This is a genomic window from Novosphingobium sp., assembly GCF_024642085.1.
GTDB lineage: Bacteria > Pseudomonadota > Alphaproteobacteria > Sphingomonadales > Sphingomonadaceae > Novosphingobium.
Window position 1 is genome coordinate 1 of the sequence record NZ_JAHEBV010000047.1, and the last position, 10,443, is coordinate 10,443.

Consider the following 10,443-nt stretch of genomic DNA (forward strand, 5'->3'; position numbering starts at 1 on the left):
GCGCGGCAAGGAAGGTCTGGACGATCCCGATGGTGTAGGCCCGGACAGTCTGTTCCGGATCTATTCGATGACCAAGCCGATTACTGGCATGGCGGCGATGATCCTGATTGATGAAGGCAAGCTGGGACTGGATCAGCCGCTGGCCGATCTGCTGCCCAAGTTTGCCAAGATGCAAGTGCAGGTAACGCCCGATGGATCAATTACCGAACTAAGGCCGGCCAAGACCCCGATCACCATCCGCAACCTGCTGACCCACACGGCCGGGCTTGGTTATTCGATCATCCAGAAAGGCCCGATCAAGGAAGCATATGAAACTGCCGGGCTGGTGCCAGGCCAGGTCACGCGCCTGCCGCTGCCAGGGCTGGACCGGGGCAAGCCAGTCCCCAGCCTGACGCTGTTTGCTGATCGGCTGGCCGAAATGCCGCTGGTTTATGAGCCAGGCACACAATGGTCCTATTCGGTTGCGCTCGATTTAATGGGCCGCGTGATCGAAGTTGCTTCTGGCCAGGCCTTCGATACCTTCCTGCAGGACCGAATTTTTGGCCCCACCGGCATGACTTCGACCTGGTTCAGGGTTCCAGCCAAGGACGAGCACCGGCTGACCGGCAACTATTCGCCGCAGCTGGGCATGTTACTGCCAATCGACCCGGCCAAGAGCTCGGTCTATCTCGATAAGCCGGCCTTCCCGTTTGGCGGGGCCGGATTGGTCAGCAGCCCGCGCGACTATGACCGGTTCCTGGAAATGCTGGCCGGTTATGGCAAGATCGGCACCACGCGCGTGATGAGCGAACTGGCAGTGCGTGTTGGCACGTCAAACCTGCTGCCCGACGGCGCGAAAACTGCTGGCACATTTGCCGACAGTGCCGGCTTTGGCGCTGGCGGCCGAGTCGGTCTGGGCGGCGATGCCGGTACATATGGCTGGGGCGGGGCAGCCGGCACGGTGGCCTTCGTCAATCTGAAATACGGACTGCGCGCATCGCTGTTCACGCAGTATATGCCGTCAGACGCCTATCCGGTGCATGCCGAGTTCCCCCAGGCCGTCCAGGCGGACCTTGCCAAAATGCGCAGCAAGGGCTGAGCGGGATGACCATGGCATTCGTCGGCTCGCCGCTCGACCGGGCTGACGATATCCGCAACGATGCCGAACGGCTGGCCAGCCTGATGGACTGGCGGGCGCGGCTGCTCAAGCTTGATGGCTTGGCGCCAGTCCATACCGATGATGGGCAGCTGGAGTGGGGCACCCTGGCCGATGCTGCGCCCGATGCCGACCTGGTGTTTCTGGGGATGCTCGACACCAAGGCCTGTTTTGCTGCGGTGCCAGGTGAGGGTGCTGAAGGTCCGGCCTATGCCCAACCCGCGATCTGGCGAGCGATGACTGCGCTGGAACCGGCAGAACTGGCGTTGTATGGCGGCGCGCGCAGCCTGGTTGACTGGCACGCCCGCCACCGCTTTTGTGCGCGCTGCGGCCAGCCTACGGTGTTGGCCAAAGGCGGTTGGCAGCGCAGCTGCGGCGGCTGCAGCGCGCAACATTTTCCGCGCACCGATCCGGTCACGATCATGGCAGTTGAACACCAGGGCAAATTGCTGCTGGGCCGCCAGCCGCGTTTTCCTCCCAAGATGTTTTCGGCGCTGGCCGGGTTTGTAGAGCCGGGCGAAAGCATCGAGGAAGCGGTTGCCCGTGAAGTGTTCGAGGAAGCCGGAGTGCGGGTTCGTGATGTCCAGTACATCGCCAGTCAGCCCTGGCCGTTCCCATCCCAGCTGATGATCGGCTGCTTTGCACTGGCCGATGACGGCGCCCTGACCATTGATCACACCGAACTGGAAGAGGCGCGCTGGTTCACCCGCGAGGAATTGCTCGATGCCCGCGCGGCGGGACCGGACGGCAACGATACGTTGGTGTTTCCGCGTTCTTTTGCCATTGCCCATCACCTCGTGACCTGGTGGCTTGACCGATGACCCAACCTGCCCGTCTGACGATCGATATCTATTCCGACGTGATGTGCCCGTGGTGCATCATCGGTTACAGGCAGCTGCAAAAGGCACTGCACGAGCTGGAAGGCGAACTTTCGGCCGAAGTTCGCTGGCTGCCGTTCGAATTGAACCCCGACATGCCGTCCGGAGGTGAGGGCCAGGCCGAACATATTGCCCGCAAATATGGGCGCACGCCGCAGCAGGCCGCCGAAAGTCGTGGTCAGATGCATGCTATTGGGGAGCGGGCGGGCTATTCATTCGCCTATGCCGGTGCAGGTGATCCGCCGCCGGCAAAAATGTGGAACACCTTTGCCGCGCACAAGCTGCTTAAATGGGCGCTGATCGAAGCGGGGGCCGAGGTGCAAAACAAGCTCAAGCTGGCCTTGTTCGATGCCCATTTTCAAGAGCGCCGCAACGTGTCCGATCCCGAAGTGCTGGTCGACATCGCGGCATCGCAAGGGCTTGACCGAGACGGTGCGCGCGCCGCGCTGGACGATGACGCGCTGAGCCAGATCGTCCGCGCAGAAGAGGCCCGGGCGTGGGACATGAACATCAGCGGAGTGCCGGCGATGATCGTTCAGGGCAAGTTTCTGATCCCCGGTGCGCAGGAGCCCGAGGTTTATGCCAATGCGCTAAGGCGGATCGCGGCCAAGGAAGCCGCCGCGCAAACGGCAGACACCTAATGCGTCAGCAGCTTGTAGCCTGAAAGCACCAGCACAGCGGCCAAGGCCGGGCGCAGAAACGTATCGGGAGCGCGGCTCGCGAGCAGGCTGCCTGCGATCACCCCCGGAATTGAACCCAGAAGCAGGTTGAGCAACAGGGTAGCGTCGACTCCTCCGATAAACCAATGGCCCATGCCCGCAACGAGTGCCAACGGCACTGCATGGGCAATGTCCGATCCGATCAGCCGCAGCACCGGCAATCGGCGATAGAGCATCAGCAGCACGGTCATTCCGATCGCCCCTGCACCGATCGACGATAATGTGACGAGCACGCCCAGCGCCGCTCCCAACACGATTGTCGGGACGAGCGCGTATTCGGCCAGAACCGGCGGATGATGGGTCGCGCCATAAGCGAGCAGGCGGCGCTGGAACAGGATGCCAATCGCGGTCAGGATCAACATCGCACCCAGTACGTCCAGGATAACGGCGTTGGTGTTCTGTCCAACCTTGAGAAACGTGTTGAGTGCGATCAGGGTAGCGCCCGCAGCGGGCAGGCTGCCGGTAGCCAGGCGACGGACAATCTTCCAGTCGACCGTTTCCTTGACCCCGTGGACCGCGCTGCCGATCGTCTTGGTAATTGCGGCATAAAGCAGATCCGTGCCCACCGCAGTCGCCGGACTCACGCCGAAGACCAGCACCAAAAGTGGTGTCATCAGAGAGCCGCCGCCGACGCCGGTCAATCCGACCAGAAAACCCACCAGCAGCCCGGCAAGGGCGTGGGGCAGGTCAAGGGCGGCAAAGTCAGGCATCAGCTGCGTGTCATCCCCCGTTCCGCTGAAACCAGTCAGCGGTAAAACGCCCTGCCATCCTGCCCGCCCCGCGCAAAGAGAGCAATCCCGTGCGGCCCCAAAGCAATTCTATGCCGCGCTTGCGGGGTCAGACGAGCCCGAGCCGCGCCAGGTCGCTCGCCAGTTTGCCGGGCATCACATCGCCGCTGCTTTCGCCTTCGGCCAGATCGCGCGGGGCGTTGGCGTGATCAAGATAGCGCCAGCCCTGGTGCGCGCGCTTGGGGCTGGGCATGACGTCGATCAGGCGCGGCTGGATAACGATGTTGGTCTTGCCGCCCTCGGCCGCTTCAAAGCGAAGGATCGGGCTGCGCATGACCAGCTGGTGTTTGAAAATCCAGAACAGCGATCCTTGGCCGGACCCGTCGCCGGGGACGATTTCGGCATGGCGTTTGGGAAGATAACGCGTGGTCAGTCGTGCTTCAGGCCCGCGGGTGGAGAACCAGCTGCGCATTTCCTCCAGCGACTGCGCGCCATAGGCAACCTTGGTCAGATGCAACGGCACGACCGTCAGACCAGCCCGCTGGCCACCGCCAGTCCCAGAAATGCGAAGAAACCCATCGAATCGGTGATCATTGTCACGAAAACGGAACTGGCCACTGCCGGATCCTGCCCGAACCGGTCGAACAGGACCGGCACGACTACGCCGGCCAAACCCGCGGTAATGATGTTGAGCACTACGGCAGTGGCGATCACGGCGCCCAGCAGCGGATTGCCGAAGAACAGTGCGGTCGCAATCCCGATCAGCGCGGCCACGGTTATTCCGTTGAGCATGGCGACACGAAGTTCGCGCCACAGGATGCGGCCGGTGTTGGCCCGGGTGAGCTGGTTGGTGGCAAGGGCACGCACCGCCACGGCCATGGTCTGCGTCCCGGCATTGCCGCCGATCGAGGCCACCATCGGCGACAGCGCGGCCAGCGCAACAAGCCTTTCTATGGCACCGCCGAAATGGCTGATGATCGTTGCTCCAAGCAGTGCGGTAACCAGGTTGGCAATCAGCCAGCGCACCCGGCTGGCGTAGCTTTCCCGGATCGGTTCGTTGATGTCGCCGTCACCCGCACCGGACAGCAGCAGGACGTCTTCGCCCGCTTCTTCCTGAATAATATGGACCACGTCATCAACCGTGATCTGGCCTACAAGGCGCCCGTCATGATCAACCACGGCGGCGCTGATCAACGCATATTTCTGAAACCGCAGCGCAACCTCTTCCTGGTCCATGTCGACCGGGATCAGGCTCTGGTCGCGCTTCATCACATCGGTCAAGGCGATGCTGCGGGGGCAGCGCAGGATCCAGCTCAGCGCGCAGCTGCCGATCGGGTGATAGCGCGCATTGACGATGAACACTTCCCAGAACTCGTTGGCCAGATCGCGCCCTTCACGCAAGTAATCGATCAGGTCGCCGACAGTCATGTGTTCAGGAACCGCAACGAAATCGCGGCTCATCAGCCGGCCGGCCGATTCCTCGGGATAAGACAGCGCGGTTTCGATCGCGGCCCGGTCCTCGGGCTCCATTTCAGCCAGGACGGCCTGCTGGTCTTCCTCGTCAAGGTCTTCCAGCATCGCCACCGCGTCGTCGGTGTCGAGCTGCTCGGCAATGTCGGCAACTTCGCCGGCGGGTAGCGATTCAACCAGCAGTTCGCGGACGTGATCGTTAAGTTCGGCAAAAACCTCGCTGCCCATCAGGTCGGTGATGGCGTTCGCCAGGAGCGGGCGTTCGTCCGCCCCGAGCAGCTCGAACAGGTCGGCGATGTCGGCCGGGTGCAGCGGTTCGACAAGGTCATAAACCTGATCGTCCTCGCCCGCGTCGAGCAGATCGCTGACCTTGCGGACGAAGTCCTTCTTCAGGGTGTTTTCCTGGTCCAGACTATCGCTTTCACGGGGCGGATCGGCGGCAATGGCCGCATCGTCCAGCACGTCGGGGGCGTAGTCGTCGGGAGTCATCGGCGCCGGTCTAGGCCGCTGCCGCGCAAAAGCAACCGGGCAGGGCGTGACTTTAGGGTCAGGGCCCCTATATCGGCCTGCAAATCAACAGGAGACATCCCCTATGGCCGACGAATACCTTACCCTGACGCTCGACACCGGTAGCGGTGAAGGCGGCGATGTGAAGATCAAGCTGCGCCCCGATCTGGCCCCCGGCCACGTTGCGCGGATCAAGGAACTGGTCGGCGAAGGGTTCTATGACGGAGTCAAGTTTCACCGCGTGATCCCCGGTTTTATGGCGCAGGGCGGGTGCCCCGATGGCACCGGCATGGGCGGTTCGGACAAGCCGGACCTCAAGGCCGAGTTCAACAACGAACCGCACACCCGCGGTGCCTGTTCGATGGCCCGCACCAGCGCGCCCAATTCAGCCAACAGCCAGTTCTTCATCGTGTTCGACGATGCCAGCTTCCTTGACCGGCAATACACGGTGTGGGGCAACGTGGTCGAAGGCATGGAGCACGTCGATGCCCTGCCCAAGGGCGAACCCCCGCGCGAGCCGGGCAAGATCGTCTCGGCCTCGGTTAGCTGATTGTTTGGACGGCGGAGGCGGGACGAACTGCGCCCGCCCCGTCCGTCATCCGAACAGCTTGCGGGCCAGCCCGACGCCACTGACTACATCGCCCAGGCCCAGCCCGCCGCCGTTGAGCAAGCCCGTCTCATTGGGCAATTGCGCTTCGGCAAGGACAGTACGGCTAAGGCGCCGGAACGGCAGAGACTGGATCCAAACCTTGCCCGGCCCGGTCAAACGGGCGAACTGCCAGCCCTCGCCGCCAACAATGGCATTCTTGACGCTTCGCGCGATCTGACCACTGTTGAGACTGGCGGTATCAAAGGTCACCGCCGGTTCAAACGCGGCAATACAGCCTGCATCGACGTGGAGCTGCTCGCCCTCTCCAAGAACCCGTTCGATCAAGGTTCCCCCGACGTGGAGGAAGGCCCAGCCTTCGCCCGAAAGCTCTTGCAAGATGAAACCTTCGCCGCCCTCAAGGCCGGTCCACATGGAGCCGACCCAGCGGACTGACACTGAAATACCTTTGGCGGCGGCCAGGAATGCGCCGCGTTGGCAAACGATCTTGCCGCCCATTTCTTCAAGCCTGACAGCCAGAACATGGCCTGGCGTGCGCCCACCCAAGGCGACCCGTGCCTTGCCCGCACCGCCGCCGTGGCGGAACTCGCCCAGAAACAGGCTTTCGCCGCTTATGACGCTTGTTCCAGCGGACATTACCTTTTCCCAGAGGCCGTTGACTGTTCCATCTCCCACTTGCGTGTCAAATCCGACAACCGGGTCTTTCCAGATCATTGCCCCATTTTCGGCAATGATCGCTTCGCCCGGGTCAAGCTCAATCTCGACGTATTGCGTATCGGTTCCTCCGATCGCGTAATCGATGTCGTTGACCAGCGCGTCTGGAACCTGGGTTGGGGTCGGCACCGAGCCGGCCATGTCATCATCACGCTGCCGGCGTTCAGCGGCAATAAAGTCCTGGGCAGCACTGCTCAAAGTATAGCCGCTGGAGGTGCCCGACACGGAACCTGCGCCCTTGCGCCCAAAGCCGCGGGTTGCCGGTGATTCGCCGATGTAGTTGCCCATGTCTCAATGCCTTTTGCTGCCAGGCAATGATGGCACGCGACAGGATAATTCAGGGTTAAGGGGCCGGTATCGACACTCGCCGCACAGTCAGCACTTTGACCGGAGGCTCCAGCATCTGGCCTTTGAGCGGCCCTTCGCCCTTGGTCGGGGAAAGCGGCGCGTCCCAGATTTTCCGCACCACATCCATGCCGGTCACCACGTGGCCAAAGGCGGCAAAGCCGGCCTGGCTTTCTGCGTTGGCCGACTTCGGATCGGCGTCAAGGCTGGGCAGGTCGGACAGCAGGATCGAGAAATCGGCCATCGCGGTCCCCGGCGCATAGCGCGCCATCGAGATGGTCCCGGCCTTGTGCAGAATGCCAGTCTGGCTGGTCGGCTCGTGCGCAATCGGCTTGAACACTTTCAGGGGATTGGCTTGCAATCCGGCCTGGATCAGTCCGTTGGGCTGGGTACCCCAGTTCAGTCGCATCGCCCGGTAGAACGGCATTCCGTCAAACTTCTTAGCATCGACATACCGCACGAAGTTTTCGACCGTGATCGGCGCGCGCCTGTGATCGAGGTCGACCTCGATCGTTCCCAGCGCAGTGACCATGGCCACACGGACCGTATCGGGCAGCGGCGCCGGCGGGGGTGCCGGCTTGGTTTTCACTACAGCCTTTCTGGGCTTGGCAGCCTGGGCAGGAGCGATGCTGAGTGCAAGCGCGCAAAGCGCGGCGGCAAGGGCGAATCGGCGGTTCATGGTGTGATCTTAACGCTCTGACATGAACGCTAAAGCCCCGCTTTGATCAGCCATTCATGGAAAATCCGGACCGAACGCACTTCCAAGGCGTGCGGACGGCACACAAACCAATAGGAATAGGGGCTTTCCACTTCGATTTCGAACAATTTGGCCAGGCGGCTGTCATGGCTGCGATGAAAATGATCGTCGTGCATGATGCCGATGCCAAGGCCGTTGGCTGCTGCTTCCAGGATCAGCTGTCCTGAATCGTAATGGTCGATTGCGGCAGGCTCCAGGCCCGGCATGGCTATCGCCAGTTTCCACGCGGTGAAGCTGTCGGGCAGTTCGTTGTGGATCAGAAAGGTCTGGCGTGACAGCGCGGCCTGATCCGGGTTCAGCCCGATTTCTTCGACCAGTGCGGTGGAAGTGAAGGCGTAGACGCGGTTGTGGTCCAGCCGCACGGCATGAAACTGCGGATCGGGCTGTTTGGACAGGATGATCGCGGCGTCCAGCGTATCGCCAACCCGTGTAAGCAGATGGGGGCTGGTATCGATGTCGATATGCAGCCGGGGGTGGGCTTTGCGCAATTCGGGCAGGCGCGGAAACAGACGCTGGGTGCCGAACAGCGGCAGGACCCCCAGATGCAGACGCAGGACCTTGCTGTCTTCCACCTGGCCTTCGACTGCGGCGGCCAGTTCATCAAACTTGGGACTGACCGCATCATAAAACGCCTGACCCTCATCGGTCAGCTTCATCGCCTGGTGTTGCCGGGTAAACAGTCGGCGCCCGATAAACTCTTCCAGAGCGGCCACCCGGCGTGACAATGCCGACGGGCTGAGCCCCAGCTCGTCCGCTGCGGCACGGGCGCTGCCCATCCGGACGATCCGGACAAAGGCTTCAATGGCACGCAGGGGAGGAAGGCGGCGGATGGCCAAGCGGGGTTACTCTTCCGGTTCGTCCACGACAGGCGGCGGCGGGTGAAGGCGCAGACGGGTAACGTGTTTTTCGTTGCCCGCAACCACTTCCAGCTTCCACCCGCTGTCATGCGCCAGGATCGCACCTTTCTGTGGCACCTGGCCAGCAAGCAGGAAGGCCAGCCCGCCCAGCGTATCAACATCTTCCTCTACATCGCCGAGCCGCGGGTCGACCCGCTCACCAATTTCTTCCAGTTCGGCCCGCGCGTCGATCTCCCACATGCCGCCATCTAGTGGCACCAGCAGGTCTTGCGGAGCATCGTCGTGCTCATCCTCGATCTCTCCAACGATCTCCTCGACCAGGTCTTCAAACGTGATGATCCCGTCGGTGCCCGAATATTCGTCTATTACCACGGCCAGGTGAACGCGGCTGGCGCGCATGTCGTTCAGCACGTCGAGCGCGTTGCGCGCCTGCGGCACGAACAGCGGCTGGCGCATCAGGGTGGTCCAGTCGCGCGGCGCCTTACCGCTGGCCAGCAAAGGGAAGACGTCCTTGATCAGGACCATGCCGATCACTTCATCCAGGGTATCGCCATAAACCGGCAGGCGGGAATGGCCGTGCTGGGCAAAGGCGCCGACTACGTCGTCCCAGCTGGCGCTGGCCGGGATCGCGATGATTTCGCCGCGCGGGATCGCCACATCATCGGCGTCAAGTTCGCTGAAATGGAGCAAATTGCGCACCATCTCCCGCTCAAGCGGGGTAAGATCGCCATTGCCACCGGCGCGCGCTTCGTTGCCGTCCTCATGCTCGTCTATAGCTTCTTCAAGCTGGGCACGCAGTGAGGTATCGCCGTCAACGCCGTCGAAGAACCGGCGGATGGCACGCCACAGCGTGCGTTTACTGTCCGGCTCCGGTGAATGATTGTCGGCCATTGGCCTGGATAAATCCTTGTTACGCGTCGTGATCGCCATATGGGTCGGTGATGCCCAATTGCGCAAGCGCCTTTATCTCGATCTGTTCCATCGCGCGGGCATGATCGGGCGACGTTTCGTGATCATAGCCCGCCAGATGAAGCAGGCCGTGGATGATCAGGTGTGCAGCGTGACGTTCAAGGCTGATGCCCTTGTCAGCCGCCTCCTCCGCGCAGGTTTCAAGCGCGAGCGCGATGTCACCCAACAATTCGGGCGGGCCATCGGGAGTAAGAGCCAGCAGGTCATCGCGCTCCAGCATGGGGAAGGACAGCACATTGGTCGGCTTGTCCTTGCCGCGCCATTCGCGGTTGAGCGCCTGGACTTCGGCGTCGTCGGCGAACAGCAGGCTGGTGGAGAGGCGCGGACTGGCGATTTCCGGCGCAAAAGCTGAAAGCGCCGCACAAGCCGCATCAGCAAGGGCCGACCAGTCGGGCGGCGACGGCCATTCGGCCTCTATGGACACGTCGACAATCATTTTCTGAACAGCACACTCAACAGCGTCAATCGAAGCTGCTCACATCGCGCTTGCGAGAGGCGCGTTCGGCTTTTGCCCGTAGCCAGCCCCTGAGCAGTGCCGCCACCAACATAAACGCGCCCAGCAGGATAATTGCGAACAGCATGGCCATAGCCCCCTAAGCGCCTTCACCTTCGTAGGCCTCGACGATCCGGCCAACGATGGGGTGACGGACCACATCGGCAACCGAAAAGCGCGTGATCGCGATGCCGTCAACGCCTTCAAGCCGGCCAACCGCATCGTTAAGCCCGCTCATCGCCGGACCGCCGGGGATATCGACCT

14 protein-coding genes are annotated in these 10,443 nt (G+C 62.3%); 4 read left to right on the top strand and 10 right to left on the bottom strand.

Translation table 11 applies throughout. From position 1 onward, the window contains the following. The 3 genes from Q0L62_RS12485 to Q0L62_RS12495 all read left to right on the top strand — a co-directional run. On the top strand, positions 1-1,078 hold a 1,078-nt coding region (locus Q0L62_RS12485), incomplete at its 5' end, for a serine hydrolase (RefSeq protein ID WP_296680312.1). An 11-nt stretch (positions 1,079-1,089) separates the two neighbouring features. Continuing rightward, the gene (gene nudC / locus Q0L62_RS12490) at positions 1,090-1,956 is read left to right on the top strand and encodes an NAD(+) diphosphatase (RefSeq protein WP_296680314.1); all 867 of its coding nucleotides are present in this window, start codon (positions 1,090-1,092) and stop codon (positions 1,954-1,956) included. Continuing rightward, a complete protein-coding gene (locus Q0L62_RS12495; RefSeq protein ID WP_296680317.1) occupies positions 1,953-2,654 on the top strand; it encodes a DsbA family oxidoreductase in 702 nt (233 codons plus the stop codon). Before nudC ends, Q0L62_RS12495 begins: the two co-directional genes overlap by 4 nt. On the opposite strand, the gene Q0L62_RS12500 is transcribed toward Q0L62_RS12495, so the two are convergent. The 3 genes from Q0L62_RS12500 to mgtE form a co-directional block, all read right to left on the bottom strand. Continuing rightward, the gene (locus Q0L62_RS12500) at positions 2,651-3,442 is read right to left on the bottom strand and encodes a sulfite exporter TauE/SafE family protein (RefSeq protein WP_296680319.1); all 792 of its coding nucleotides are present in this window, start codon (positions 3,440-3,442) and stop codon (positions 2,651-2,653) included. The two genes, Q0L62_RS12495 and Q0L62_RS12500, sit on opposite strands and share 4 nt — an antisense overlap. A gap of 127 nt (positions 3,443-3,569) precedes the next feature. Next, the gene (locus tag Q0L62_RS12505; RefSeq protein WP_296680321.1) at positions 3,570-3,983 is read right to left on the bottom strand and encodes a DUF1489 domain-containing protein; all 414 of its coding nucleotides are present in this window, start codon (positions 3,981-3,983) and stop codon (positions 3,570-3,572) included. 5 nt (positions 3,984-3,988) lie between these two features. Further along, entirely contained in the window at positions 3,989-5,419 is a 1,431-nt protein-coding gene (mgtE, locus tag Q0L62_RS12510) for a magnesium transporter (protein ID WP_296680324.1), read from the bottom strand. 103 nt (positions 5,420-5,522) lie between these two features. Between mgtE and Q0L62_RS12515 the strand changes: the two genes are divergently transcribed. After that, complete coding sequence (locus Q0L62_RS12515) at positions 5,523-5,987, top strand: peptidylprolyl isomerase (protein ID WP_296680327.1); 465 nt, start codon at positions 5,523-5,525, stop codon at positions 5,985-5,987. 45 nt (positions 5,988-6,032) lie between these two features. Here Q0L62_RS12515 and Q0L62_RS12520 read toward each other — a convergent pair whose 3' ends face one another. The 7 genes from Q0L62_RS12520 to Q0L62_RS12550 all read right to left on the bottom strand — a co-directional run. Then, positions 6,033-7,046: an AIM24 family protein gene (locus Q0L62_RS12520; RefSeq protein ID WP_296680329.1), complete on the bottom strand. Its 1,014-nt coding sequence runs from the start codon at positions 7,044-7,046 to the stop codon at positions 6,033-6,035. 55 nt (positions 7,047-7,101) lie between these two features. Beyond that, entirely contained in the window at positions 7,102-7,782 is a 681-nt protein-coding gene (locus Q0L62_RS12525; RefSeq protein ID WP_296680332.1) for a peptidylprolyl isomerase, read from the bottom strand. 29 nt (positions 7,783-7,811) lie between these two features. Then, positions 7,812-8,696, bottom strand: a complete 885-nt coding sequence (locus Q0L62_RS12530) for a LysR substrate-binding domain-containing protein (protein WP_296680335.1) — start codon at positions 8,694-8,696, stop codon at positions 7,812-7,814. 6 nt (positions 8,697-8,702) lie between these two features. Next, positions 8,703-9,608: a hemolysin family protein gene (locus Q0L62_RS12535; protein WP_296680336.1), complete on the bottom strand. Its 906-nt coding sequence runs from the start codon at positions 9,606-9,608 to the stop codon at positions 8,703-8,705. A gap of 19 nt (positions 9,609-9,627) precedes the next feature. Continuing rightward, complete coding sequence (ybeY, locus tag Q0L62_RS12540; protein ID WP_296680339.1) at positions 9,628-10,122, bottom strand: rRNA maturation RNase YbeY; 495 nt, start codon at positions 10,120-10,122, stop codon at positions 9,628-9,630. A gap of 25 nt (positions 10,123-10,147) precedes the next feature. Further along, positions 10,148-10,273: a hypothetical protein gene (locus tag Q0L62_RS12545; RefSeq protein ID WP_296680340.1), complete on the bottom strand. Its 126-nt coding sequence runs from the start codon at positions 10,271-10,273 to the stop codon at positions 10,148-10,150. A gap of 6 nt (positions 10,274-10,279) precedes the next feature. Further along, positions 10,280-10,443 (bottom strand): PhoH family protein (locus Q0L62_RS12550; protein WP_296680343.1); only part of this gene is annotated, 164 nt, incomplete at its 5' end.